General features: G+C 36.9%; 23 protein-coding genes and 2 tRNA genes. 11 read left to right on the forward strand and 14 right to left on the reverse strand.

Features of this window, described 5'->3' with window-relative positions; genetic code table 11:
- Positions 1-6 precede the first annotated feature (6 nt).
- From FW768_RS21720 to FW768_RS21740, 5 genes are read left to right on the forward strand one after another with little or no spacing between them, the layout of a single operon-like run.
- The gene (locus FW768_RS21720; protein ID WP_153399150.1) at positions 7-474 is read left to right on the forward strand and encodes a hypothetical protein; all 468 of its coding nucleotides are present in this window, start codon (positions 7-9) and stop codon (positions 472-474) included.
- A gap of 37 nt (positions 475-511) precedes the next feature.
- Complete coding sequence (locus FW768_RS21725) at positions 512-961, forward strand: hypothetical protein (protein WP_153399152.1); 450 nt, start codon at positions 512-514, stop codon at positions 959-961.
- Positions 962-1018: 57 nt separating this feature from the next.
- Entirely contained in the window at positions 1019-1693 is a 675-nt protein-coding gene (locus FW768_RS21730; RefSeq protein ID WP_153399154.1) for a hypothetical protein, read from the forward strand.
- A gap of 19 nt (positions 1694-1712) precedes the next feature.
- On the forward strand, positions 1713-2363 hold the full coding sequence (locus FW768_RS21735) for a hypothetical protein (protein ID WP_153399156.1): 651 nt from the start codon (positions 1713-1715) through the stop codon (positions 2361-2363).
- A gap of 23 nt (positions 2364-2386) precedes the next feature.
- Positions 2387-3046: a hypothetical protein gene (locus FW768_RS21740; protein WP_153399158.1), complete on the forward strand. Its 660-nt coding sequence runs from the start codon at positions 2387-2389 to the stop codon at positions 3044-3046.
- A gap of 121 nt (positions 3047-3167) precedes the next feature.
- Here FW768_RS21740 and FW768_RS21745 read toward each other — a convergent pair whose 3' ends face one another.
- Positions 3168-4046, reverse strand: coding sequence for a tetratricopeptide repeat protein (locus FW768_RS21745; protein WP_153399160.1), 879 nt, complete (start codon positions 4044-4046; stop codon positions 3168-3170).
- A gap of 395 nt (positions 4047-4441) precedes the next feature.
- On the opposite strand from FW768_RS21745, the gene FW768_RS21750 reads away from it, so the two are divergent.
- The 3 genes from FW768_RS21750 (at position 4442) to FW768_RS21760 (ending at position 8464) form a co-directional block, all read left to right on the forward strand.
- Entirely contained in the window at positions 4442-5260 is an 819-nt protein-coding gene (locus tag FW768_RS21750) for a helix-turn-helix domain-containing protein (protein ID WP_153399162.1), read from the forward strand.
- Between the two features lie 86 nt (positions 5261-5346).
- Positions 5347-7086, forward strand: a complete 1740-nt coding sequence (locus FW768_RS21755; RefSeq protein ID WP_153399164.1) for a S41 family peptidase — start codon at positions 5347-5349, stop codon at positions 7084-7086.
- A gap of 43 nt (positions 7087-7129) precedes the next feature.
- The gene (locus FW768_RS21760) at positions 7130-8464 is read left to right on the forward strand and encodes an alpha/beta fold hydrolase (RefSeq protein WP_185152031.1); all 1335 of its coding nucleotides are present in this window, start codon (positions 7130-7132) and stop codon (positions 8462-8464) included.
- 32 nt (positions 8465-8496) lie between these two features.
- Here FW768_RS21760 and gwsS read toward each other — a convergent pair whose 3' ends face one another.
- The 9 genes from gwsS to FW768_RS21805 form a co-directional block, all read right to left on the reverse strand.
- The gene (gwsS, locus tag FW768_RS21765) at positions 8497-9591 is read right to left on the reverse strand and encodes a grasp-with-spasm system SPASM domain peptide maturase (RefSeq protein WP_153399168.1); all 1095 of its coding nucleotides are present in this window, start codon (positions 9589-9591) and stop codon (positions 8497-8499) included.
- Between the two features lie 3 nt (positions 9592-9594).
- The gene (locus tag FW768_RS21770; RefSeq protein WP_153399170.1) at positions 9595-9750 is read right to left on the reverse strand and encodes a hypothetical protein; all 156 of its coding nucleotides are present in this window, start codon (positions 9748-9750) and stop codon (positions 9595-9597) included.
- On the reverse strand, positions 9747-10673 hold the full coding sequence (locus FW768_RS21775; protein ID WP_153399172.1) for an ATP-grasp domain-containing protein: 927 nt from the start codon (positions 10671-10673) through the stop codon (positions 9747-9749). The genes FW768_RS21770 and FW768_RS21775 overlap by 4 nt, the downstream gene beginning before the upstream one ends.
- Positions 10657-11748, reverse strand: a complete 1092-nt coding sequence (locus FW768_RS21780; protein WP_153399174.1) for a hypothetical protein — start codon at positions 11746-11748, stop codon at positions 10657-10659. The genes FW768_RS21775 and FW768_RS21780 overlap by 17 nt, the downstream gene beginning before the upstream one ends.
- 56 nt (positions 11749-11804) lie before the next feature.
- Positions 11805-12059: a hypothetical protein gene (locus FW768_RS21785; RefSeq protein WP_153399176.1), complete on the reverse strand. Its 255-nt coding sequence runs from the start codon at positions 12057-12059 to the stop codon at positions 11805-11807.
- A gap of 221 nt (positions 12060-12280) precedes the next feature.
- A tRNA-Phe gene (locus FW768_RS21790) sits at positions 12281-12353 on the reverse strand.
- Between the two features lie 554 nt (positions 12354-12907).
- Positions 12908-12980, reverse strand: a tRNA-Phe gene (locus tag FW768_RS21795).
- Between the two features lie 109 nt (positions 12981-13089).
- Positions 13090-14931 (reverse strand): lysophospholipid acyltransferase family protein, encoded by a 1842-nt coding sequence (locus FW768_RS21800; protein WP_153399178.1) that lies wholly within the window; start codon positions 14929-14931, stop codon positions 13090-13092.
- Positions 14932-14953: 22 nt separating this feature from the next.
- Positions 14954-16192, reverse strand: coding sequence for an aspartate kinase (locus FW768_RS21805; RefSeq protein WP_153399180.1), 1239 nt, complete (start codon positions 16190-16192; stop codon positions 14954-14956).
- Between the two features lie 325 nt (positions 16193-16517).
- Between FW768_RS21805 and fbp the strand changes: the two genes are divergently transcribed.
- Entirely contained in the window at positions 16518-17534 is a 1017-nt protein-coding gene (gene fbp / locus FW768_RS21810; RefSeq protein ID WP_153399182.1) for a class 1 fructose-bisphosphatase, read from the forward strand.
- Positions 17535-18539 carry an o-succinylbenzoate synthase gene (gene menC, locus FW768_RS21815; protein WP_153399184.1) on the forward strand — a complete coding sequence of 335 codons (1005 nt, stop codon included), beginning with the start codon at positions 17535-17537 and terminating at the stop codon, positions 18537-18539.
- A 13-nt stretch (positions 18540-18552) separates the two neighbouring features.
- On the opposite strand, the gene FW768_RS21820 is transcribed toward menC, so the two are convergent.
- Together FW768_RS21820 and FW768_RS21825 are read right to left on the reverse strand one after the other, a co-directional pair.
- Positions 18553-18720, reverse strand: coding sequence for a bacteriocin-like protein (locus FW768_RS21820; RefSeq protein WP_153399186.1), 168 nt, complete (start codon positions 18718-18720; stop codon positions 18553-18555).
- 804 nt (positions 18721-19524) lie between these two features.
- Positions 19525-20655: an alpha/beta hydrolase gene (locus FW768_RS21825; protein ID WP_153399188.1), complete on the reverse strand. Its 1131-nt coding sequence runs from the start codon at positions 20653-20655 to the stop codon at positions 19525-19527.
- A 153-nt stretch (positions 20656-20808) separates the two neighbouring features.
- Between FW768_RS21825 and FW768_RS21830 the strand changes: the two genes are divergently transcribed.
- Complete coding sequence (locus FW768_RS21830; protein ID WP_153399189.1) at positions 20809-22482, forward strand: glutamine--tRNA ligase/YqeY domain fusion protein; 1674 nt, start codon at positions 20809-20811, stop codon at positions 22480-22482.
- A 246-nt stretch (positions 22483-22728) separates the two neighbouring features.
- Here FW768_RS21830 and FW768_RS21835 read toward each other — a convergent pair whose 3' ends face one another.
- Both FW768_RS21835 and FW768_RS21840 read right to left on the reverse strand, forming a co-directional pair.
- Entirely contained in the window at positions 22729-24669 is a 1941-nt protein-coding gene (locus FW768_RS21835; protein ID WP_153399191.1) for an oleate hydratase, read from the reverse strand.
- 91 nt (positions 24670-24760) lie between these two features.
- Complete coding sequence (locus FW768_RS21840) at positions 24761-25639, reverse strand: helix-turn-helix domain-containing protein (RefSeq protein WP_153399192.1); 879 nt, start codon at positions 25637-25639, stop codon at positions 24761-24763.
- Between the last annotated feature and the right edge of the window lie 190 nt (positions 25640-25829).

The raw sequence follows: 25829 nt of genomic DNA on the forward strand, positions 1-25829 counted from the left end.
AATATCATGGGACAAACACTTGTAGAATACGAAAAAGATAAAGGATTCTGGATCGCGGAAACGATGATGCAGCTGGTACTGCATTATATTGTTCAGGAAATGGAAAAACCTGAACATCTTATCCCGAATAAATCTGATCTGCTGGAGGATACAAAATTTCATATCAATGGATACAGCGGAGGTCATATGTATTTCAGCCTGTTTGATAAAGTCAGTTCACCGGCAGACGAACAGGCCATGATACAGATCCTGGATAATGTGAAGACAACACTGCAAAATAAAGGAGACCTTATCTCCGTAGAAGAATTAATGAGCATTCCTACGGATGATCTTACCCTGAAATATATTCTTGACAAGAAACCCTTTCCAACCGCAGAATTAATCCGCGTAATGGATGCTCTTATCCAGATGCTGGAAAGAACCTGGCCCCACAAAGATTATGAAATGGATCTGAAATGGAAGTATTTTGATTAAACTGAATTTCAAGAGTAATTGACAAAGAGCAGAAAGAATGAAATATTTACAGTTTTTAAAAGATCACCACACAGCAGATTCCTTTACCAATAAAGGAATAAGCGATGCAGAAATAGAAAATCTGGAAAAACAGTACAATGACGGACGCTTATTTCCTGTCGCTTTAAAGGAACTTCTATTACTGGCCGGAAATTTCTGTCATGCATTGGATTATAACATTTATGACAGCCAGGAAGAACTGCAAGCTGAAGAAAGAGAAGAGCTGAAAGATTTGTATGATCTTACCATAGAGCGGCCATTCTTTTTCATCGATCTGGTTTCTCATGGTCTTCCTGTATTTGTATTTCTGGATGAAGGAGATGATCCGCCTGTCAACCAGATGGTAAATGATCCTACTAAGGAAAAATATTATGAAAGAGCAGGAGGAACACTTCAATCCTATGTGATCAGCAGGATCCGGTATTATCAGAAATGGTATCCCCATTAAAAAACAAATCATGATGACATGAATAGACTATTTTGCAGAAAATAATATTGAAGTGATATGACCGGATATAAAAACTCAGACGGACAGATGGTGACGGAACAGGAATTCGACAGAACGAAAGGAGGAACCATTCATACCTATGATGACATTACCGGAAGGCTGAAAAAGACTGAAAATATCATTTTTATGTCAAAGCCGGGAACAACACGTACCTGGTGCGAATATTATCTGGATCCTTCGGAAAGTGAAACGGATATTATCCGGCAGTATACGGGTGAAACTGAAAATCATTCCCTGACCGTCTATTTAAATCAACAGACAGCACACGGATTTGAAATGTGGGACGCCAGAGATTATAACAAAGAAGGGGTTTTAAGATTCAGAAGCAGGATTGTTTATGACAGCCGGGGAAGAATGGTTTCAAAGATTAATTTCGATGTACAGACGGAGGAGGTAATGCGGCATTCGGCGTACTGTTCTTCAAAATACTATTATGGAACCGATATAGATACTGAAAACGGATTGCTGGATCTGGAGCTCAGGTTTACCTATGAGTTTGATGAGCGCATCAGTCGGTTTGTTACTTACATCAAAGATGTCAATGAAACTACCGGAGAAATCCATACCATGAATGTTGAAGACTTTATAGAACTCTTTGGCGGGGATTTCTGGAATGCGCATCCTTATTATCATTCATTGTATCCGATATTACCGGAGTCTCCGGTGGTATAAACAGAGTAGAATAAATTATATGATTAAAGAATATTACGGTCTTTCAGGTGAAAAGATCACAGAACAGGAAGCCCTTGAACATACAGAGTTTATGATCAGGTGGTCAGAACATTTATCAGATCTTCCGTTCAAAGAAGAGGAGCATATTATCAATGGTAAGCCGGATTTCATTCAGTACTTTATTGCTCACGATGAGAGTGAAGCGGAAGTTTTCGATCATCTGAGCCGTAAATCGGAACAGTTTCAGATTAAAAAAAGAATAATGGCAGAAGATTTTGTGGTGGATGTCAATAAAGATTATTCCCTTACCAACGGAAACGGAGCCTTAATTTCAAAAACAGTATATACAACGGATGATCCTAATGACAACTATATCTGTATTCATGTACTGGATGCACAAACCCGTCTTCCTATACCGTTCAGAACCCGGAAATACTGTTATAAAACAAGTAGAAACGGAGAACGGTATGAAGCCATAGAGTTTCTTTACGATGAAAACGGTTTATTGCGGGAAGCCATAGAAATGCCCTATAACTCAGATGAACAGGACTGGAATTATTATGACCGGGATCATTTTCAGCTCCTGCAGGATAAGAACTCAACCGATTTAAGTTATTACAAAAATAGTGATCTGCTGCCCGGGTATCTGCTTCATCTCCTTGAAGAATGATTATCACATAAAAAAACTAGAAAATGATCAAAGAATATTATCCCATTTGGGGTGAAAAAATCACAGAACAGGAAGCTCTTCGGCTTAAAAATTTTAAAATCAGGTGGATTGATGGATTATATAATCTTCCCTTTAAAGAAGAGCATGTTATCAATAATGATGAAATTGAATGTATTGAGTATTACATCTATGATGGTGAAAATGAAGCAGAAGTTCTCCATACACTGAGCAGTAAATCAGAAAGATTTGATATTGTAAAAAGAGTGGTAATAGAGAATTTTATCGTGGATACCAGTAAAGGATATATCCGTGGAAATCATATTCCCTTAGTCGGTAAAGTCGTTTACAATGCTGATGACCCTAATGCCCATCATATCTGTATTCAGACATTAGATAATAAGACTCATCTTCCTATACATGATAGGACGGTAAAATATTGGTACGATACAGATGAAAATGGTAAGAAATACCAAGCTGTTCGTTGCCTGTATGATGAGAACGGCTTATTGGAGGTTGCGATAGACCAAAGAGCTTACGATTCAGAACAGGATTGGGATTACTTTTCGCTTCAAGGTTTTTATAAATTACAGCGTACCATATCCGAAGATATAAGCTATTACCAGAATGGAAACCTGCTGCCTGAGCATCTGCTGGATACGGAATCTGATTTTGAAAACAAATAGCAGGGGCATCCGTGTCATGAGAAATAATCTCACATTGTAAGAAAGTTCCCATAAAAAATCATCATTACAACACAAACCGCTAGTAACTTCCATCCTCCCTCTTCCAGCTTCCTTTCAAACCCTATTTCCCCAGCACTTTTTTCGCATTCTCATTATCAGGATTAAGCTCCAGGGATTTTTTATAATTTTCCAGGGCTTCCTTCTTTTTGCCAACTATCAAAAGGTTTTCACCATAGCTGTCATAGGTGTTCCAGGCATTAGGGTAAAGTTCTATATTCAGTCTGAATATTTTCAGGGCATCATCCATTTTCTTTTCTCTGGCCAGCTGATAGCCAAAACTGTTGATTTCTCCCTCACCCATATTATATTTTGATGCAAGTCCTTTCTTATATTCTGACTTTATAAACGGAATCAGCTTGTCAATGGATTTTTCGTTGTTATAGGCTTCATTCAGGGAGATGAGATTCATTTTTCTCTCCTTTTCCTCCTGTTCTTTCAGGGTTTCAACACTGTAATATTTTCTCTGTTCATCGGTAATCTGAGAAGGATCGATTTTATAGCGTGCCCATTTTCCATTAGTTGTATGATCTTTATAGAACTGGGTTCCGTAGATCTGTGGCTGGTTTCTGCGCATCAGGTCTCTGTCTACGGCAGCGGCATACCACCAGCGGTTCAGGGTAGGGTCCATTTTCAGGGCCTGCCCGAAACTTTTAACAGCCATTCCTGAAGAAATACTGTCGTTTCCGTGTTGAAAAACAATTCCGGAATTGAAATAATCTTTAGCGGTCTGCACTTTGCCTTCCTTCATGAGAATAAGAATTCTGGCTCTTCGGTCGCTGTCTTCCTTACTCAGAACAGACCAGTCAATATTCGCAGCCTTTCTTGCATTCTGATCATCGTCTGCCATTTTCTGAAGTTCGGGATTATCCTTTGCCTGAGAGAAAATCAATAAAGGAAATATCAGTAAAAGCAAAGTGAAAAGCAGGTTTGATTTTTTCATACGGTTAAAGTGATTAGTTTTTAGGAGGTTAATTAACCTGAGCCAATTTACAAATTAATTTTTAACATATTTTATTTGCTTTTTACCATAGAATGCTGGATCAGAGAATACAAAAAATGCAGAATTTATTCAATAGAGGCGGACTTTAGTCCGCCTAAATAATAAAATCATTCATCTGGCTTCCTATACAATAAATTCATAAAATTCAGAAGAAAAATATCCGCAAACATCTGTAAAATCCGTGGCATTCGTAGGAAATAATTTAACCACAAATTTTTTTCACTTAAATTTTATAAATCTAATATCATCATGTTAAGAATAATATTCATTAAAAATAAATTCTTAAATTTAAAAAAGACTTCTAAGATTAAAATAGGACAGGTAATAGGATAAAAATGAATTTCAGGTTTATAAAAACGAAAGATGAGTTGTTGAAAAAATATCTGGAAGGATTTTATATTTTTGAAAGCGGAACAGCAGATGCTCAGACAGAATATATTGTTTTTCCTTCCAATCACTGTGTCGTTTCTATATACCATAATGTTCGGTTGCATATAGAATCTAATAAAATCCACTATTCAAATTCACCTGGGGAATCTGTTGTTTCTACGGTTGCTATTGCCTTTCAGAAACCTCTCATTGGAACCTACGAATCAGGAGTCAGAGAAATATCGTTTTGTTTTTATCCTCTTGGTTTTAATCATTTTGTTGACAAAGATTTAAGCGGCCTTCAACGGGGAGGGCTTCAGTTTTTTGATTATGAAGAGGATTTTAAAGCCTTTATTTCAGAGATTCTTGATGAAACGGATAAGACTGTTTTACAGGAGAAAATTGAAGCGTATTGGCTGCGGAAGTTTCGGGATAAAGACTTTTCACAGCTCGAAAATGCATTGGATATGCTCAATAAAACAGATCTGGATATCTCTGAAATTGCAGATAAAATGGGATTAAGCAGGCAGTACCTGGCCCGGATGTTCACGAAGCACCTTTGTAAAACACCCTCTGAATTCCGTAAAATTTTTCGGTTCAGAAAAGCATTGCAAAGTTTTACATCATCCAGAAATCTTACCCATCTTACCTATGACAACTTATTCTATGATCAGTCTCATCTTATTAAAGATTTTCAGAAACTGACAGGAATGTCTCCCAAACAGTTCTTTAAAGGAAATAAATCACTGAATGAAGGATCGGTGAACTGGTTTTTCCCGGATTAGTTTCCATTTTTACAATTTTATCAGCTGAATACAGAATAATTTTGATGAACACCGGTTAGTTCCGGCCATTTTAAAATTATTGCGCTATGATAAATTTTTTTCTTACCCTCTTACTGTTTCTGTTCAGTATTTTTAGTTTTGCCCAGACTGCTAAGGGAACAGATATTTCTACAGATCATACTTTTGATAAAGGTTCATCCGTATCCGTTCAGAAGCTATCCGGAACTCAGATCAGAGATCTTGCAGTTCTTGGAAAAGTGTGGGGCTTTCTGAAATATTATCATCCGAAAGCCAATTCAGGGACACTCAATTGGGATTATGAACTTTTTAAGGTAATGCCCGGAATTCTTTCAGCTAAAAATGAATCAGAAAGAAATAAGATTCTTCTTACCTGGACAGCATCTCTTGGGGATTTCTCCAAAAGAACAGACGTAAAAGAAAATTCAGAAGTAAGATACAAACCGGATTTACAATGGATCAGCAAATCATTAGGTAAAGATCTTAGTGAGTCGCTGATGAATATTTCCAGGGCAGAGAGAAAGCCGGAAAATCATTACGTTAAAATATATTCAGAGGATATGCCTATTCCTTATTTTCAGAATGAAGCGGCTTATGCTCAGTTCAAATATCCCGATGCGGGTTTCAGACTGCTGAGCCTGTACAGATACTGGAATATGATAGAATATTTTTATCCGTATAAAAACACTCTTGAAAAAAGCTGGGATAAAACATTGATAGAGCTGATTCCAAAATTTGCAGAAGCAGAAAATGAAATGAGTTACAAACTTGCAGTAGCTTCTATGGTTGCAGAAATACAGGATTCACATGCGATATTGTCAATATGGACAACTCCTCCCTTATATGAACAATATGGTAAAATGAGACCTGCCGTGAATCTGGTATTTGTGGGTAACAGACCGGTGGTTTCCGAAAGTCTTGAAGAAAAGAACGGAAATAAAAATGAACTCCTTCAGGGCGATGAAATTGTATCTGTGAACCAGAAGGCCGTTGAAACGCTGCTTAAGGAACAGCTGCCCTATGCATCTGGCTCTAATGAACCTGTCCGCCTGTCAAAAGTTGCAGTAAGTCTTTTAAGAACCAATGATCCTCAGATTGAAGTAGGAGTGAAAAGATCCGGTACTTTAAAAACGATTAAAGTAACAACACTTCCTCTGGAAAAATCTCTTATTGAAGAAAATCAGGGAGAACCTGCCTTCAAAATGGTGGAAAATGATATCGCTTATATTCATCCTGGAAGACTGGATGTAAAAGATCTTGACGGAATTATGCAGAAAGCCATAAAAGCCAAAGCCATTATTATCGATATGAGAACCTATCCGAAAGAAACCATGTTTCTCATGAAAATCGGAGACTATCTTTTTGATAAGCCGAAAGACTTCTGCAGAATGACCAAAGGTAATGTTGTAACGCCTGGACAGTTCAGCTATTTAAGTAATGAATATATGAGTAATGTCAAAATAGGCAAAGATACTCCCGATTATTACAAAGGAAAATTGATTGTTCTGTGTAACGAGACTACCCAGAGTTTTGCAGAAATGAGCCTTATGGCATTCCGTGCAGGGCCCAATACAACGATCATCGGAAGTCAGACAGCCGGAGCAGACGGCAATGTAACAGCAACTATCTCACTGCCGGGGAATATCAAAACAATTTTTACCGGAATTGGAATGTATAATCTGGATGGAACAGAAACCCAGAGAATCGGAATTGTGCCTGATATAGAAGTAAAGCCTACGGTTCAAGGCATTCTGGATAAGAAAGATGAAGTGCTGGAAAGAGCAATACGTTTTTCCAATGGAGCATAACCAGTAGAGATCAAAAGAATGTCATTATATAAAATACCGGATGATGAATCAGATGAAAATTTTCAGTACTGTTTTACTGTTAATTCTTAATATAAATGTCATATTGGCACAAAGCAGAAAGAACAGCAATGAAGTCGCTTTAATAAGAGAAATCAACGTATCGGAATGGAGTGGAAAAAATTACCGGTTCAGTGCAGACATCAGATGTGAAAACTATGATGAAATAACAGAAATAGGGATTAATACAGTACAGGTGGGAAAAGAAAAATTTGATCTGCTGAATCATACGGCAGCACAGAACAGAATTTCTCCATCCACAGAAAATAAAAACTGGAAAACCATTACCATAGAAGGTAAAATTGATCCGCAGTCAAAATTAATCTGGCTTTATCTGCTGGCTTTCGGAAACGGTAAATTTTACTTCGATAACCTCAAATTAAGCATTCAGTCTCAGAGCGGCTGGATCAGTATTCCGATGGAAAACTCTGGTTTTGAGGAGACTGATGAGGTGAAAAAAGTTTTAAAAGCTTATAAAAACACAGTCTCTTTAAATAAAAATGATCATATAAAGGCTTCTATTGTAAAATTAGGAGATAATAATGCCCTTATGTTTGATTCCCGGAACAATACCTTTCATTATGAAACCTATTACGGTTACAATCCGGTTAAGGGAAAGTACATAACCATGCCAGACGGTAAAAAGATTTACTGTGAAATATACGGACAGGGAGAACCTTTGCTGCTGCTTCATGGGAATGGTGATTCTATCAACACATTTAAGAACCAGATTCCGGAATTCGCAAAATACTATCAGGTAATTGCCATTGATACAAGAGGGCAGGGGAAGAGTACAGATAATGACACTGAATCTTTCAACTACCAGATTTTTGAAAAAGACCTGGAAGAAATAATCCGCCAGCTTCAGCTTCAGAAAGTCAGTATTGTAGGATGGAGTGACGGAGCCATCACCGGAATGCTCTATGCCATGGAGCAGCCGGAAAAAGTACATAAACTGGTGCTGATGGGCGCCAATCTTAACTCGTCTGAGGAAGCTGTTACCTCCAAAATTCTTTTCCAGACCCGAAAAGATATCGACCGGCTCAAAAAACAAAACGATCCTAAGAACAGGACAACTATAAAACTTTTAGAAATGATTCTGAAGGAACCCAATATCCCCGCATCTGAGCTCTCCAAAATAAAAGCGGAAACTTTAGTGATGGCTGGGGAAAAAGATCTTATTCTGGAAAAACATACCCAATTGATCGCTCAAAATATACCTCATTCAGAATTGAAAATCGTAAAAAGGGAAAACCATTTTTTACCCGATGAAAATTCTGTATTGTTCAATAGTATTGTGCTGGAGTTTTTAAAACGGTAAACCGGCAATTAAATCTATTTATGGTATTACGGTCAGGAAACATCTGTGGTGAATTCCTGCATTTCATAATACTTTATGGCATTTTGTTTTAAAGGATTGGTGCTCCATGCTTCCCATTCACCGGTATAGGGATTGTAACCACATTTTAAAGGTTTGGAAATATCTAGTCCGTTACGGTCTGTATGGGTTCGTTCTGTATATGCTCTGCAGTCTGTGCAGATATCCCTGAACTCGCAGTCCTTACATATTTCGATCTTATCCTTTGTAAGATTCCAGTATTTTTTTAAATCAGGAGTGTTGGCAGCGTTCTTTAGTAAGGTGTTTTTGATGTTTCCAAAACTTTCAGGCATGGATGGGCAATTCCGTATATATCCATTTTGGTCAATTGAAATTTTTTTGTACAGACAGGAGTTATGAGCTTTAGATTCTAAGCTAAAATGATAATTTAAGTTGAAATTTTTAGCATTAATGCATCCGCAACTGGTGGGAATAGCTATATCCTGTCTGATCAGGCTTAAAATAACCGGACCAAAAGTTTCCTCTTTGTCCAGATCAGAAGAATACAACGTAAATCTGATCAGTTTATTGGTATGAATATTTCCTTGCTTTATACTATCAACTAATTCAGAACTATATTTTGCAACAATTGAAATTTCATGTAGAGAAGAATTATCAAACAAAGTAAGTTTTGAAATAATCCGTTTAATATTGGCTGTATTGATCTCTTTTATGATTCTGATTTCCAGAAATTTGATTTGTAAATCATTGATCTGGCCAGCCAGCTGCTTATTCAGTAGAACAGGATCGGAAATATCAATAATAATATACTCAATGAGGGTTGGATTTTCCTTAAAAGAAGAATTACTTCTAAAATTTCCCAGTTCTTTTTTGTCTTTTACGGTGAAGCCTAGCTTATGAGTGATAATAAAGTTCAGATAATCATTGAGAATCGGCAGATCTTCCGGGTCCATCTCTTTCCTCAGTGAACTGTAATCGGTCCGTTCATTGGCAATCAGATTAAAAAGCCCTTTGGGGATTATTCTTAAAAAACCTGAAGCTGTATCGTATATGATTGCCTGTTTAGCTCCGGCAGTAATTTTTACAGAATGATATAATTTTAAAAACATAGATCAGTGTAATAATGAATAATGTTTTACAGAACGGAAAATCTTAGTATTGCTGCTTTTAATATCTTTATTGGAAGAATACGTGACTTTTTTTACATCGCCACATTTTTTCCATTCCTGTAAAGTAAATTCAGTACCTTTTATCTGTAGTTTTTTCATAGTAAATCTGCAATATATTTTTCTATCTGATAATTGCCGTAAAGGCTGACTGTGTGAAATTGTCCGACAGGATTAACCTCTAAAAAATAATAATCCTCTTTTGATTTCAATAAATCAATCGTTCCGCAATTGATCTTTAATTTTTTGGCAAGCTGCTTGATCTTTTTCTTCAGGTCTGAAGGAAGATTGATCGGAAGATATTTTTTATCGCTGTTAGAGGTATTTCTGATATCAATTTCTTCCGAAAATTCAAATGTTGCAATAGCCCATATTTTATTTCCGAAAAAAAACACTCTTATTTCATAATCCTTTTCTATTCTTTCCTGAATCAGGGTAGGAATAATATTATCCTGCCTGGAATATATTTCACTAATATTAATTTCTTTTGTATAATTCATATACAGCTCACCTTCATGAAAGATATGAGCCATTTCCGCTACTGATTTTGTAATATACTTTCCTGAAGGATCAAGCTTAAGGATATTTTGAAGCTGAGAATAGATGTAAGTATCAGGGATTTTAAAATTCAAAGTCTGAGCAATATGAAGGACTTCCAGCTTATTCACTTCTTTTGTAGTAAGATTTCCATATATTCTTGCTTCTGATATATTCAGAAAATAATAAATGAACTGCGTTATAACATGAAGCTCCGAATTAAAAAAAGAGAGAAGCTGTTCATCTATTTCTCCGGTAAATCCACCATATACCAATGATCCGTTTCTGTAAAAAACCGATTGAAAATTTTTCAGATCGTATTTCAGTCCGTCGATTTTTACTGTAAAAAAAGAATTTTTGAAATCAAAAGAAACCGCTTCAATGATTTGATTTTCGTTAAGACGGACAAATTGTTTTTCTAACCGGGACAACCAGACGCAGACTGCATCTGTCATGGTATCGTTATCTGCACTAATGATGAGAATCATTTAAATTTAATAAGAATTTTTTTATTTTTTTAGCATCTTCTGCTGTCTGGAAACTCATGCCTACAATTTGGGCCTGGGGAAGAATAAAATCTTTGTGACGTAGAGTGAAAACTTTCTTTTTAAGGTTATCATCAAGATTGCTCATACCCAGTTTTTTTCTGTTTTCATTAATGGGATTAACTAAAATATTTCCTTGTTCTCCCCTGTTTTTCGGATAGAACCACTGATGGACATAGCAGCAGTCAGCTTTTTTTAAATTTTCAGTTATATTATCATGAGGTCTTGCCGGATCTCCTTCGTTTTTAATAAACTCAATGATGTCAAAATGTCGGGAGGTATAATTGTTGGTACTGTTATTCAGATCAAGTAGAAAAGCAGTGGTGTCAGGAGTAATTTTGCCTTGATTTAAAGCTTTTATCAGTTCATTGGAAAAATTGACCTGCTGAGGTTTTAGCTTGTTGCTGGAAGTCTGGTGCCAGATAATAAAATAAAACTGATGGAAAAAATCCTTACCCGCAGATTGTAAGCCTAAGTCGTATTCATTAGGAAATCCTTTTTGTTGGATAAGCTTTAACAGTCTTACAGATGCAATACTGTCATTTTTTGTAATTTCTTTCTGGTATTTGGCATAGTCTCCTCCAGAAAGCTTTCGGTAATACTGATCCATTGTAAATAAAGAATCAAGAGACTTTTTGTAGGATTGGTTTAATGATACTGTACAGTGTACATCATCAGTTTTTTTGTGATCAGGAAAATATTGAGTTAAAAACTGGTCTTCAAATGGATAATCAAGGCACTTTAAAGAGCGATATTGTCTGAAAGCATAATCTGTGTCCTTTATTTTTAACGCGGTTTGCATACTGTTATAAAGATCCTTTGCATGAGGACGGTCAAAAGCTTTAAATGCTTTTTTGTATAAAATAAGAGCGCTGTCTAATTTATTGCTGACAATTTTGTTTTCTGCCTTATTGATAATTTCGTAGTAGAGAATCAGTTTTTTATTGGTAAGTTCCTGTGTTTGGGAGTAGGTGAACGAACCTATGCATAAAAAGAAAAAGGTGATGAATAGTTTCATGGGAAAGTAATTAAAACAGGAGAAGTATCAGAGATACTTCTCCTGAATTTTTTATTTTAGTTTGGTCCCTGGTATACTATCGTTTGATTGTGATAAATATATTGTCCATTGGCAACCATTGTATCGGATGTATATTTGATTGTAGTACAATAGCCCGGGCTTGGCCAATTCTGTTCTGATGTTTCTCCTCCTCCTGTAGAAGTAACGCCAAGGTCAAAAGAAGGTTTTGCAGGTCCTCCTTCACCTCCGAAAACATTAAGCAATTTCTCATTCTCTAACTGGAAGCTCTCCAGTTTTTCTAAATTTTTCATGTGTTAAAAGTTTTTTTATTTATGTCACTATTGACGGATATAAAACTAGTAATATAAACCTTACATTTATAACATTTAACAAAATTTAACTTTTTGCTTATTTTGTTAAAATGTTAATAATGAATTTCAAGTTTGATTATTAATGCTTTAATGAGGTTTAACGTGTTGAGTTTATATCACTGAAAAACAAAAAAACCTCTGACTAATCAGAGGTTTTCAAGTGGTTTCTCCAGGAATCGAACCAGGGACACATGGATTTTCAATCCATTGCTCTACCAACTGAGCTAAGAAACCATTATATTGTTGTTTAACTTACTTCGTTGTTTTAAAGTGATGCAAAAGTAGTACATTTTATAATATCTCACAAGGATTTTTTAATGTTTTTTAATAATATATTCAGGTGGAATCCTTAAGGATTACAGTAACAGGCTTTTAAATTAAAATATTTTTCTGTCTGAAAACTTTCCGAAGAAATTTTGGATACAAGTCTTATATTACTTTGCTAAGTTTACGCCTTTGTTTATCTTATTCATACGTTGTATAAATATTCTTTGTCGCCCCTGCGGGAACTTTATTTCTAATCTGTCTGGTCTTTAATCTCTGCTCATTCCAGTACTTTTAACCTGATGTTATCACTAATAAAAAAATATTTCTCTCTAAGTTTTGAGGAGAAGCTTTGTAGAAACCTTATAGGTTTTATAATGCATATGTTGATAAACCTATAAGGTTTGAGGATTATCTTTATTTATTACTTTTTTGCCTCCATGTCTGTACCTGATCCAAAATATTCGTGAATGAGTGATGAAAGATAAAACAAAAAAACCTCTGACTAATCAGAGGTTTTCAAGTGGTTTCTCCAGGAATCGAACCAGGGACACATGGATTTTCAATCCATTGCTCTACCAACTGAGCTAAGAAACCATTATATTGTTGTTTGACTTACTTCGTTGTTTTAAAGTGATGCAAAAGTAGGAAGTTTTACCATACAAAGCAAGTATTGATCGTACTTTTTTTGAATAAAACTAAAAACTTACTGATTTTCAGATGTATTATTTTCCTGCTCCTTTCTGATCTGGTCGCTCATCTCTTCCAATACCGGTTTAATGGTGCTTTCCGGAAGATCACTGATCCTGATGTACATCAATCCGTCAATCGCATCATTGAAGTTCGGGTCAACATTGAAGGCGATTACTTTTGCGTTCTGTTTAATGTATTTTTTGATCAGAACAGGAAGTCTCAGCTCCGGTTCCAGGTCATCAATGATTTTATCCAGTTTGTTGAGATCAGATTCCATTTCCTCAAAGAAAAGGTTCTTATCCCTGTCACGAAGCTTTACTTTATATTCATTTCTCGGGGTGATGTATTGTGCCACTGCAGAGTCAAAATAATTGGAACGCATGAACTCAATCATCAGCGATTTCGAAAATTCTGAGAATTTATTGGAGATACTTACACCGCCCATTAAGAACTTATGATCGGAATTTCTCAGACATACATGCACAATTCCTCTCCATAAAAGGAAGAGTGGAAGAGGTTTCTGCTGATATTCCTGGCAGATGTAAGCCCGGCCCATTTCAATTACCTTTTTAAAGAACGGATGAATGTCCTGCTCAAACTCAAACAATGAACTGGTATAGAAACCTTTGATGCCATATTTCTTCATGACCTCCCTTCCTAAAGCCATTCTGTAGGCTCCGGCAAGCTTTTCCTCACCGCTGTCCCAAAGGAAAAGGTGATGATAATGCTTGTCATACTCATCAAGGTCAAATGGCAGGTTACTGCCTTCACCCACTGCCCGGAAAGTAAGCTCTCTCTGACGCCCGATTTCCCTCATTACAGAAGGAATTTCTTCATAGGTTGTAAAGTAGATCTCGTAATTTCCGTTGCTGAAAAGCATTTTGTCCGTACCTTTCAGTTTACTGATATCTTTAAGAATATCCTCTTTCGGAGTTTCATCAATGATGTTCTGAACAATATTTTCTTCCTTCAGCAGAGGGAATTTTACCGATAAATTCTGAAGATTGATGCTTTGGGCCAATGATTTTCTCTTTTCATAATAAGATTTCATCATATACACCTTACGCTTAAGGAATTCGCCCAATTCTTCTATGGTTTCCATTTCATCCATAGCCTTTACCGTAATAGGACGTCCTATTCTGATCCTGATGGGCTTCTCCCTGTCATTCATCATTTCAGCAGGAAGCATCAGAGTTTGTAAATTGGGATGAAGTTTGGCCACCTGATAAAAAAGGCGGCTGTTCTTGGCATGGAAATACATAGGAACCACCGGCACTTTAGCCATTCTGATCAGCTTAAGTGCCGTTTTTTCCCAATCTTTATCTAAAATTTCTCCGTAGGGATTATTTTTGTTAGAAACTTCTCCGGCAGGAAAAATACCTACACAACCTCCGTTTTGAAGGTGCTTCAGGGTTTCACGCATTCCGGAAGAGCTGCTGTATGCTTCTTTTCTGTTTTCAAAAGGATTTACAGCGATTACATACGGTTCCATTGGTTTGATCTTTTCCAAAAGGAAATTTCCCATCACCTTAAAATCCGGACGTACCTCTGAAAGGATCTTACACATTAAAATTCCGTCAATAGCACCCAGTGGATGATTCGAAACCAGAATAAACGGTCCTGTCTTCGGAATTTTTGCGAGGTCTTCCTCAAAAGCCACATAGCTTAAATTCCGCTCTCTCACAAATGAGTCGAAAAAATCTTTGCCTTCCTTGTCTTTTAGTTTATCGTATAGTCTGTTTACTGCATTTATTTTAGCAACGCTCATCACAGCAGATGCTACCGGGTTCTTGAAGAACCCGATTTTACTTAAGCCGGAAGCTTTGATAAGATCGTCTTTCGAAATTAAACTCATATGTGTTTAGTCGCAATTAAAATTATTGTGTTACCATTTGAAGGGTATTTTTAGAGATCTGCTCCAATAATACGTTTTTTTCCTGGTAAAATTTATCAATGTGATCCTTCTTCGCATTTCTTACGGTAAATAAAGATACATTTTTAACTGCTTCGGTTTTAAATATTTTTTGAAGTTCTTCGTTTAATTCATCAATTTGTCCGAATTTATCTTCCAGACATAATGCGAGTGAAATAGCAGAATTCTGCATCAGGGATACTTTAATCTTATATTTAGACAGATAACCGAAAATGAGGCTCATATGATCTTCCGCAATAAAGGAAAAGTCCCTTGTTGAAATTTTTAAAAGATCCTGATTTTCTTTTAAAATGTAGGATTCCTCCTGTTGGTTTTGGTCTGATGCACCCACTTTTGTCCCTGCTTTTGTAGGATCCACAAAAGATTTTACGTAAAAAGGTATATTTTTTTGCTGAAGAGGCTGCAGTGTTTTCGGGTGAATGACACTTGCTCCGTAATAAGCCATTTCAATAGCTTCTTCATAGGAAATATGGGAAAGCAAGGATACATCACTGAACTTTCTCGGATCTCCTGTCATTACTCCCGGAACATCTTTCCAGATTGTCATTGCTTCGGCATTCAGACAGTAAGCGAAAATAGCAGCAGAGTAGTCAGAACCTTCTCGTCCTAAAGTTACCGTGAAATTATTTTCATCAGAACCAATGAATCCCTGTGTTACATAGCAGATTTCCGGGTTTAAAGTTGAAATAAATTCCTCTGTTCTTGTCCAGTCTACAATCCCTTCCCTGTATGAGTTGTCTGTTTTGATATAATCTCTGGCATCCAGCCATTGGTTCGTAAACTGGATCTCGTTCAGATATTCACTCACAATTTTTGTAGAGATCATTTCTCCGCAGCTTACCACCTGGTCGTAAACGAAATTGTAGTTGGGAGATTTATTTCTTCTTAAAAAAGAGTCGATGTCATCAAAAAACAGATTGATCTCAGCAAAAACAGCATGGTTCTCAGGAAAAAGACCTTCCGCAATCTCAATGTGTTTTCGTTTTATCTTTTCAATTTCAGTTTGATAGTTATCCTTCTTGAAATAAAGTTCTACAACTTTTTCCAATTCATTAGTCGTTTTGCCCATCGCTGAAATGACCAGCAGACATTTGGCAAATCCCTGGCTTTGTAAAACCATGGACACATTTTTTACACTCTCGGCATCTTTTACTGATGCTCCACCAAACTTGAAAATTTTCATTAATTTGTTAAAAATAAAATTGTTAGATTAAAAATTACATGAGTTTTTTACGGAGGTCAAAATTATAAATTTACAACGAGATATGAAATAGGCAGGCGGTGTGCAGGAATTAAGATTTTATTAAAATTGAGACTTGGTGAATATTATCAGAATTTCATTGATATATTGTCATTGATTGGGGAGTAATAATGATCCCTGAATTTTGATCGTGTTGCTTTTATAATGCTGTATTTGTTTGAAATACAGGTGTTAAAGTCTTTTATTGGAAAAGCTTTCCTACTATGATAAATTTTACGAAATTTGGGGAAAACATAAAAAGTAAAATATGTCAGATCAATCATTACAGACGTTAGGAGAATTTATTATTGATAAGCAGGATGATTTTCAGTATTCTACGGGTGAATTTTCTCGTCTTCTGAGTGCAATAAGATTGGCCTCTAAAATAGTAAACAGAGAAGTAAATAAAGCCGGAATTGTAGATATTACAGGGGCTGCCGGCAACCAGAATATCCAGGGAGAAGAACAGCAGAAACTGGATGTGATTGCCAATGACATTTTTATCACGGCTTTGTCTCAGAGAGAGGTGGTGTGTGGTATTGCTTCCGAAGAAAATGATGATTTTATTGACATTCAATGTGGTGAAAATGGCCACTTAAGTAAATATGTAGTGCTTATTGATCCTCTTGACGGATCCTCTAATATTGATGTAAACGTTTCCGTAGGAACTATTTTCTCTATTTACAGAAGAGTTTCAGAACCGGGAACCCCTGTTCAGCTGGAAGACTTTTTACAGAAAGGTGTGAACCAGATTGCTGCAGGATATGTGATTTACGGTTCTTCCACCATGATCGTTTATACCACAGGAAACGGAGTGAACGGATTTACTCTGGATCCTTCTTTAGGAACTTATTACCTGTCTCATCCTAACCTGAAGTTTCCGACCAAAGGGAAAATCTATTCCATTAACGAAGGTAATTATATCAAATTCCCTCAAGGAGTAAAAAATTATCTTAAATACTGCCAGATGGAAGAAGGAGACCGTCCGTATACCTCAAGATATATTGGTTCTCTGGTAGCGGATTTCCACAGAAATATGCTGAAAGGAGGAATCTATATTTATCCGTCATATTCTCAGGCTCCGAACGGAAAGCTGAGACTTCTGTATGAATGTAACCCAATGGCATTCCTTGCAGAACAGGCTGGAGGAAAAGCTACAGACGGATTCAGACGAATTCTGGAAATAGAACCAACAGAGCTGCATCAGAGAATTCCATTTTTCTGCGGAAGTATCGAAATGGTGGAAAAAGCAGAAGAATTTATGCGGATTGATAGCGTAAAATAAATGAAAGCATCTTATTTCAGATATATGCTGCAATTTAAACGCCCGGGAGGAACATCCCGCGGCGTTTTGCATGAAAAAGAAACCTTTATTCTCGAAATTGAAGATCAGGGAAGGAAAGGAGTAGGAGAGTGTGCGGTTTTCAGAGGGCTTAGTTTTGATGACAGACCGGACTATGAAGAAAAGTTACAGTGGCTCTGCGAAAATATCCAACAGGATAAAAACTATTTGCAGGAAGAGCTGAAAGAGTTTCCTTCTATATGGTTTGGATATGAACAAGCTATTCTGAACCTGAAATACGGAGCCCATCTCTATTTCCCCAGTGAGTTTACTGAAGGAAAATCGGCTATTACCATCAATGGGCTGATCTGGATGGGAGATATCAGCTATATGGAAGAACAGATTCAGGATAAACTGGATAAAGGATTTCACTGTATTAAGTTGAAAATCGGGGTTAACTGGCCATCGGAACATCAGATTCTGAAACAGCTCAGAGAGAAATTTTCACCGGATCAGCTTGAACTTCGGGTGGATGCAAACGGTGGATTCAGTAAAGAAGAAGCAATGACTGTTTTACAGCAATTGGCGGATTTGAATATTCATTCCATAGAACAACCTATTAAAGCCGGAAACTGGGAAGACATGGCTTCATTATGTACTGTTACTCCAACTCCGATTGCTTTGGATGAAGAGCTTATCGGAATTGTTGATTCTACCGAAAAGAGAAAACTGTTGGAAGCCATAAGGCCACAGTACATTATTCTGAAACCAGCTTTGGTAGGAGGCTTTTCAGGAGCTGATGAATGGATTTCCCTAGCTGAAAGTCTGAACATCGGATGGTGGATTACTTCTGCGCTGGAAAGTAACGTCGGGTTAAATGCTATTGCTCAATATACCTTCACAAAAAAAAGTCCAATGCCTCAAGGTTTAGGCACTGGATCTTTGTTCGTTAATAATTTTGAATCTACTTTAGATCTCAGAAATGAGTTACTCTGGTTCAAAATATAACGGAGAAAATTAACTAACAAAATGGAGGTGGTGCATCTGGGCAGGTAGGTTGGTTACAGTAGTCAGGAGCCCATTCTCTGCAGCATCTGTTTCTTCCGTCCCATCTGTTACATCCAAGAGGAATAATTCCACCTTTGATGGTTCTCAATTCTCCTCTGTTGAGTTTTTTTAGATTTTTCATAGTGAATATTTTATATTGATTGTCAAGTAAATATCGGTAAGATTTTTCACATAAACAAGATTTAATTTACTTAAGTTATTCAGAAATAATACATTATTTGTATTTCAAAAAGCGAAGCGGCTGGTGTTTTTCTAACCTAACAGGTCTCAAAGACCTGTTAGGTTTTGGATTCCTGTTAAAATTAGTCACAAGGATTTGTTTATCTTAAAAACATCAGCATTTAATTTATCCTTGTCTGCCTTTACGATAAATAAAAAAATATTCTTAGCTTTTGTATGTCCAATTTTTTGAACAACACATAATGCTGGTTTTATTAGTGAATATAATCTCTTCCTTTCTTCACTAAAAACAAAGAGTATTCGTGAAAATCCAGCAGCTTGTTGGATTCGCTGAAATCCTAGCCCTGATAGTAACGGCTACCCCGCAGCAAGAGCGGGCACTGATTGGGGCGCGAGGAGTAGGAGTGGATAGCAGGATAAAGCTCCTAAAATATCCAATACACAGATAAGTACCCACAATTATTTTGTAGGAACTTTAAATTGAATTTATTTTTAAAGGATAAAGTAGTTTTAGGGTCGGATAATTTTTATTTTATTAATTAATACTTGGGTTAAATTACATCTTTTACGAAAATTGCTTTCTTAATATATCTCAATAAATAAGAAAAGCGGGTTTTAATTCCTTTCATGATGATACAATTTGTATTTCTCTGTTTAATGAAAATTTACAATCTCTGTGCCAATTACTTAGCTATTTCGAAATTTAACATATGATTCATTTTATGGTCTTTTTTTTAATTAATCGTTAAGAAATAATTGTGAAAATATTTTCGTTATTTTTTATCCGGCCTTCGATAAGATTCCGGTCTATACCATATAAATTCTGGAAAATATCATTCTGAACCTGCGAGCTGGAAAGGTATCCCCAATGGTTTCCAATATCAAACTTAATGCTGCTCTGGATATCATCTTTCACAAAAGTACAATCAATAACAGAAACAATATCTTTGAATTTTTCAATGTCACTTGGCCCGTTTTTTCCTAGTCTCGGGGTAAGAATATTTTTAGTAAACTGTGAAATGCCCAGAATAACATCCTGTCTGTTTAAGTAGATGGAAACCCGGTTGGCCAATAGCGGAAGCTTATTAAAAGAGTCCTCAGAATCCTCAAAAACTTTATAAGATACATCTGCGTTCAACAGCAGAACCTGATCAATAACCCGGAGAATGTTTTCTTTTTTAAGGCTGTACAGCATACTTTGCAGAACCCTGTTTCCCATAGAGTGGGTCATCAGATGAATTCTCTGATTGCAGGGAACAAGATCACGATTGGAAAATATATCCTTTAAAAACTGCGTATAAAAATAAAACAGCCTCATCAGTGAATTTCCTGAATTAATACTTGAAGCCTTGTCATCAAAATACGTAAGCGGAACAATACTGCTGGAAGCTGGCCAGCTCACGAACAGAATATGTTCTACAGGAGATTTCGGATTATCAATAAACAGCTTTTTAAGATCGATAATCGCTTTTAATTCATCATCAAAATCATAAGCATATCCATGGATAAAGATCAGAACATCGCTTCTGTCTTTGGTGGAAGACATGTTTTTATACAGTTCATAGAACATCCGTTGGGTTCCGCCTAGATTATTGGCAGTGAGTGAAGTTTTTTTAACGCCTTTTTCACTGAGAAGAACATCCAGTACTTCCTGATATCCCTGTTTTTCAGGCTCTGAAAATAACCGGTAGTTCAGGATATTCCGGTTGGTATAGTCTTTTTTCTTTTTTGCGGCCGCAGTAGGCTCTTTATAACCTTCAAAATCACATTTTGCGATCCTGAAATTAGGAATAGAATATTCGTCATTGGAAAAAGAATCTACTCTTTCGCCTTTATGACGGATGATCTTCCGATTGCTTAGGATATAAACAGCCATGGTCAGAAATTTTATAAGCGGTTTTTAGTCTTATCTAAATTAATGAAAAATACTGAATTAACATCAATCGGGTGTTAAAATTATCATTTCTGTAAACCCTAAATTTTCCTTAACTTTGTAAAACTTTTTTACATCAAGTAAAAGCTAATTTTAATGGAAGAAGAAAAAAAATCACTCAATTTTATTGAGCAAATTATTGAAGATGATCTGGCAAACGGTTTGAAAAGAGATCAGATCCGTTTCCGTTTTCCCCCTGAACCTAATGGATACCTGCATGTAGGGCACACGAAAGCCATCTGCATTAACTTTGGTCTGGGCGAAAAATACAACGCTCCCGTAAACCTTCGTTTCGACGATACGAACCCTGAAAAAGAAGAACAGGAATTCGTAGATTCTATCAAAAAAGACGTTGAATGGCTGGGTTTCAAATGGGATAAAGAGCTGTATGCATCCGACTACTTCCAGCAGCTTTACGAGTGGGCTGTACAAATGATCAAAGACGGGAAAGCTTATGTAGATGAGCAGCCATCTGAAGTGATCACAGAACAGAGAAAGAGTCCTACAGAACCGGGAGTGGAGTCACCGTACAGAAACCGTCCGGTAGAAGAATCTCTTGATCTGTTTGAAAAAATGAAGAACGGTGAATTTGAAGAAGGAACCATGTCTCTTCGTGCAAAGATCGATATGGTTTCTCCGAATATGAACATGCGTGACCCTGTGATGTACAGAATTCTTAAAAGGCCTCACCACAGAACCGGTACAACCTGGAAGATTTACCCGATGTACGATTGGGCTCATGGTGAATCTGATTATCTGGAGCAGGTTTCTCACTCTTTGTGTTCATTAGAGTTTGAAAATCACAGACCGCTTTATAACTGGTACCTTAATCAGGTGTATGACGAATCTAAAGTAGCACCGAAGCAGAGAGAATTTGCCAGAATGAACGTTTCTTATATGATTACTTCCAAAAGAAAACTGCAAAGGCTGGTTGCCGAAAAAGCAGTAACAGGATGGGATGATCCAAGAATGCCTACCATTTCAGGGATGAGAAGAAAAGGATTTACACCTGCTTCCATCAGAAATTTCATTGAAAAAGTAGGAGTGGCGAAAAGAGAAAACCTGATTGAAATTCAGCTTCTGGATTTCTGTGTACGTGAAGACCTTAATAAAGTAGCTAAGCGTGTGATGGCTGTCGTAGATCCGGTAAAACTGGTGATCGAAAACTATCCTGAAGGGCAGGAAGAATGGCTTGAAACGGAAAACAATCCGGAGCAGGAGGGAGCAGGAACAAGAGAAGTCCCATTCTCAAGAGAGCTTTATATTGAAAGAGAAGACTTCAAGGAAGAAGCTAACAATAAATTCTTCAGATTGAAATTAGGCGGTGAAGTACGTCTGAAATCGGCTTATATCATCAAAGCTGAAAGAGTGGAGAAAGATGAAAATGGCGAGATCACAACGATTTATGCTACTTATGATGATAAGAGTAAATCCGGAAGCGGAACCGAAGAAAGCTTAAGAAAAGTAAAAGGTACGCTGCACTGGGTGTCTGCAAAACATGCGCTGCCTGTGGATGTAAGAATCTACAATCAGTTGTTTACTGTTGAGCAGCCAGATGCTGAGAAAGATGTAGACTTCTTAAACTTCATCAATCCGGAATCGGTAACGATGGTTAAGGGGTTTGCTGAACCAAGCTTAAAAGATGTGGCAGTAGGAGAGCCGCTTCAGTTCCAGAGAATCGGGTACTTTACCAAAGATCAGGATTCTACGGATGAAGTAATGGTATTCAACCGTACAGTAACGTTGAAAGACTCTTACAAACCAGAATAATTTTAACGCAAAATAATAAAGAAAGCAGGATCTGTTACAGGTCCTGCTTTTTTATTGATGTGATAATTATTAAACCTTAAATCTCAGTTGGGATAAGAATATCCGATTGATGTAGGTTTGAAGGTCAGCAATAATACGTACTGATCTGTTTTTTACTCTTTTGATGACATTAAAATTGTATAGTAACGATCAATACTTATCACTAAAAGTAGCTTCCAGCCTCCTTCTTCCAGCTTCCGGTCTTTTTTATCCTTTCACTCCTTTGATCCAATCCTGGAACTTACCAATCTGTTCCATAAAGAAAGATTCATGTTCTTCTTTTTCTTCAGGGCGGTTAACCAAAATATGTTCAAAATATGTCCCTTTCAGTATTTTTCTTAAAATACCTTCTCCCAGGAAGGGTTTATAGTCATTCAGGGCCTGAGTGGCTTTCAATAAATGACGGATATCGTACTGAAGCGGATTAATATCCGGAACCTGTTTGTTGAGGTTCAAAAGGCTGTATACGGCTATTCTTGCCGTTCTTACGGAGCTTTCCATGGTGAAAACCACATCATTATTGGTTTCTACAAACTGTCCTACAAGACCTAAATTGGTACAGCCTTCAGGAACTACTCTAGGGCGGTCTCCCTGAGCTCTCGGCATGAACATAGAGGTAATATACGGCATGAAAGAAGTACGTACAATCGTATTGTCAATCACATTATCCAATTGATCTTCTATACCGAGATGATAACATAGCTCAGCAAGAATTTCGTTTCCTGTACACTGCGGCATTGTTTTTTTAACATAATTTCCCTGTTTATCCATCAAAAGGGCATAGACCCAAACTACAAGAATATCATCAGGCTGCGTAGGAAAATGAGGCTGTCTGTTGCAGGTAAAGCTCATCACCCAGTTGGAGTCTGTAATGGTGATAATACCTCCTGTTGCCGTTTTTCCGGAATAAGGATCATTCACACATAATTCCTTTAGTTTTTCGGTAAAAGCTGAAGGCCGGCAGGTAAGGGTAGCAGATTCCCATGCAGATTTTTCAATATGACTGCAGAACTTTTCCGGTTTTCCGAAGACTTCTGATTTGGCAGCAAGGTTTTTCCATAACTTCCATCCTGCGCTTTGTCCGGTGCTGCTGTTATCAATGGTGATTTCCGGAGCAGTATTATTATCCCCATAGAAAGTGCTTTCCGTCATGGATCCCGTAGTTACAATAACATAATCTTCTTTACCTATAGGGATTTTTACTTCTTTTCCTTCCTGTTCCGTGATGATACCTTCTACAGTTTTTCCTTCCGTATTAATCTGAATGTCCAGATCTTTTACCAGAGTATTGAATTGGATCTGCACTCCTTTTTCAATCAGGAAGTTTTTTAAAGGAGTAACATACGTGTCGTATTGATTATATTTTGGGAATACAAGACAAGAGAAATCTTTCATTCCGTCAATGGCGTGCAGGAATCTGTGCATATACAGTTTCAGCTCCAGTAAGCTATGCCAGTTTTCAAAAGCAAACATAGAGCGCCAGAAAAACCAGAAATTACTGTTAAGGAAAGATTCTGCGAAATAATCTTCAATCGTCAGGTCATCAAGCTCCTCTTTTTTCTTCAGTAAAAGTTTGACAATGGCCAGCTGATCTTTCTTTTCCAATCCAAATTTACTGAAATCCTTGATCTGTCCCTGGTTGTGGATTAGTCTGGCTTTGGAATAGTTCGGATCGTTATCATTAATCAGACGGTATTCGTCTAATACGCTGTATGGCGCAGGAAGCTCCAGAGCAGGAATATCCTGGAACATATCCCATAAGTTTTCATAGGTCATGTCCATTTCTCTTCCACCGCGGATGATGTAGCCGTCTTTTGCATTCCCGGCTCCGTCCAGTGAACCGCCTTCAACATTAAGCTGGTCAAGGAAAATAATATTTTTTCCCGGAACACGGCCGTCACGGATGAAATAATAAGCAGCCGACATTCCGGCAATTCCACTTCCTACAATATAAATTTTGCTGTTTTCATAGGATTGTAAAGGGATTCCTTTGTTACGCTGGTAGTTTCCGATCTGGTCTGAAAAAGGCATAGTCTTCTCAGGCGTATTGATCTGAACTTCCCGGCTTGAATCCGGTTCGTGATTTACTTTTCCAAATTGCTCAGAAGCATTTAAAATGTTGTCGAATTTTGAATTGATCGTACTCATTTTTATATTGTTTTTAATGAACAGTATAAAGGTACCTCTATTCATAAAGCAGGGTATATCCCTAATGTCAGATTTATTGTCCCCAAATTCTTTAAGACTGGATATTTTCTCTGTTCCGATATTCAGAAGGAGAAACGGAAGTCTGTTTCTTGAAAAAACGGCCAAAAGCTGATGCAGAATTAAACTGAAGCTGAAAAGCAATTTCAGAAATTGTGACAGCCGGATTGCCAAGCATAACATAGGCTTCTTTCAGCAGAGCTTCATCAATAACTTCATGAGGCGTTTTTCCACTGGCTTTTTTGATGATTTCGATGAGGTATTTCGGAGAAACACATAATTGATCAGCATAAAACTGTACACTTCTCTGCTGCCTTATATTTTCCCTGATCAGCTTACTGAATCTAAGATAAATATCTTTCTTCCCTTCCTCTTTTTCAGCAATATCATCATGTTCTTTTTCCATAATCTCTGCTGTTTCCAGCAGCAGATTAAAAATAATGGTACGAACGATTTCTTCTGTAAACTTTCCCTGTTTTCTGGATTTTTTTTTGAGATAATCCAGAAGGCTCTGAATCTGTAGAGAGTTTTTCTCTGTTGTTTTTATGAGGCTGTAGGAACCTTCGGAGAAAAGATTCATTTTCTCGATGATGAAAGGATTGGATATATTTTTGATCAGAAAATTTTTATCAAAGAACAACAGTTTCATTTTGAAATCGCTGCTGGTTTTCAGAAACTTCACAATGGTAGAAGGAGCAGCAATCAGAAAGCTGTGGGCATTTATGTGATACTTCTGGCTGTCAATTTCGAGATCTACCTTCCCTTCAGTACAGATGCATAAGGCATAATAATCTATACGGAAAGACGTTTCGGGGAAATCGGAAATAGGATTGCCTGATGAAATATAATAAGATTCACGACAGTCTATATGGTAAAATGAAAGGGTATCATGTAAATTTTCGTAGGTGATCATTGGTGAGTATGATTCTGTTACATTATAATGATTTTTATGAAACTTGAGAATAAAACCTCATTATTACTGCAATTTACGAAAATTATAAGTTTGTTTTAGTTGATTTTGGTAAAAACATCCGTGGCTTCTAAATATTAATAGTATATTTTTATTTCTTTCATTTATAAAAAAACTCCCTTGGAGCCATAGT

The organism is Chryseobacterium vaccae (genome assembly GCF_009602705.1).
Classification (GTDB): domain Bacteria; phylum Bacteroidota; class Bacteroidia; order Flavobacteriales; family Weeksellaceae; genus Chryseobacterium; species Chryseobacterium vaccae.

What these genes read in the sequence shown, in the direction of transcription:
- FW768_RS21770 (WP_153399170.1), bottom strand. Translation starts at nt 9,750, where the DNA reads ATGAAAAAACTACAGATAAAAGGTACTGAATTTACTTTACAGGAATGG.
- fbp (WP_153399182.1), top strand. Translation starts at nt 16,518, where the DNA reads ATGTCAGATCAATCATTACAGACGTTAGGAGAATTTATTATTGATAAG.
- FW768_RS21725 (WP_153399152.1), top strand. Translation starts at nt 512, where the DNA reads ATGAAATATTTACAGTTTTTAAAAGATCACCACACAGCAGATTCCTTT.
- FW768_RS21775 (WP_153399172.1), bottom strand. Translation starts at nt 10,673, where the DNA reads ATGATTCTCATCATTAGTGCAGATAACGATACCATGACAGATGCAGTC.
- FW768_RS21825 (WP_153399188.1), bottom strand. Translation starts at nt 20,655, where the DNA reads ATGGCTGTTTATATCCTAAGCAATCGGAAGATCATCCGTCATAAAGGC.
- FW768_RS21755 (WP_153399164.1), top strand. Translation starts at nt 5,347, where the DNA reads ATGATAAATTTTTTTCTTACCCTCTTACTGTTTCTGTTCAGTATTTTT.
- FW768_RS21750 (WP_153399162.1), top strand. Translation starts at nt 4,442, where the DNA reads ATGAATTTCAGGTTTATAAAAACGAAAGATGAGTTGTTGAAAAAATAT.
- FW768_RS21800 (WP_153399178.1), bottom strand. Translation starts at nt 14,931, where the DNA reads ATGAGTTTAATTTCGAAAGACGATCTTATCAAAGCTTCCGGCTTAAGT.
- FW768_RS21720 (WP_153399150.1), top strand. Translation starts at nt 7, where the DNA reads ATGGGACAAACACTTGTAGAATACGAAAAAGATAAAGGATTCTGGATC.
- FW768_RS21780 (WP_153399174.1), bottom strand. Translation starts at nt 11,748, where the DNA reads ATGAAACTATTCATCACCTTTTTCTTTTTATGCATAGGTTCGTTCACC.
- FW768_RS21840 (WP_153399192.1), bottom strand. Translation starts at nt 25,639, where the DNA reads ATGATCACCTACGAAAATTTACATGATACCCTTTCATTTTACCATATA.
- FW768_RS21745 (WP_153399160.1), bottom strand. Translation starts at nt 4,046, where the DNA reads ATGAAAAAATCAAACCTGCTTTTCACTTTGCTTTTACTGATATTTCCT.
- FW768_RS21785 (WP_153399176.1), bottom strand. Translation starts at nt 12,059, where the DNA reads ATGAAAAATTTAGAAAAACTGGAGAGCTTCCAGTTAGAGAATGAGAAA.
- FW768_RS21735 (WP_153399156.1), top strand. Translation starts at nt 1,713, where the DNA reads ATGATTAAAGAATATTACGGTCTTTCAGGTGAAAAGATCACAGAACAG.
- FW768_RS21830 (WP_153399189.1), top strand. Translation starts at nt 20,809, where the DNA reads ATGGAAGAAGAAAAAAAATCACTCAATTTTATTGAGCAAATTATTGAA.
- FW768_RS21805 (WP_153399180.1), bottom strand. Translation starts at nt 16,192, where the DNA reads ATGAAAATTTTCAAGTTTGGTGGAGCATCAGTAAAAGATGCCGAGAGT.
- FW768_RS21835 (WP_153399191.1), bottom strand. Translation starts at nt 24,669, where the DNA reads ATGAGTACGATCAATTCAAAATTCGACAACATTTTAAATGCTTCTGAG.
- FW768_RS21730 (WP_153399154.1), top strand. Translation starts at nt 1,019, where the DNA reads ATGACCGGATATAAAAACTCAGACGGACAGATGGTGACGGAACAGGAA.
- gwsS (WP_153399168.1), bottom strand. Translation starts at nt 9,591, where the DNA reads ATGTTTTTAAAATTATATCATTCTGTAAAAATTACTGCCGGAGCTAAA.
- FW768_RS21820 (WP_153399186.1), bottom strand. Translation starts at nt 18,720, where the DNA reads ATGAAAAATCTAAAAAAACTCAACAGAGGAGAATTGAGAACCATCAAA.
- menC (WP_153399184.1), top strand. Translation starts at nt 17,535, where the DNA reads ATGAAAGCATCTTATTTCAGATATATGCTGCAATTTAAACGCCCGGGA.
- FW768_RS21760 (WP_185152031.1), top strand. Translation starts at nt 7,130, where the DNA reads ATGAATCAGATGAAAATTTTCAGTACTGTTTTACTGTTAATTCTTAAT.
- FW768_RS21740 (WP_153399158.1), top strand. Translation starts at nt 2,387, where the DNA reads ATGATCAAAGAATATTATCCCATTTGGGGTGAAAAAATCACAGAACAG.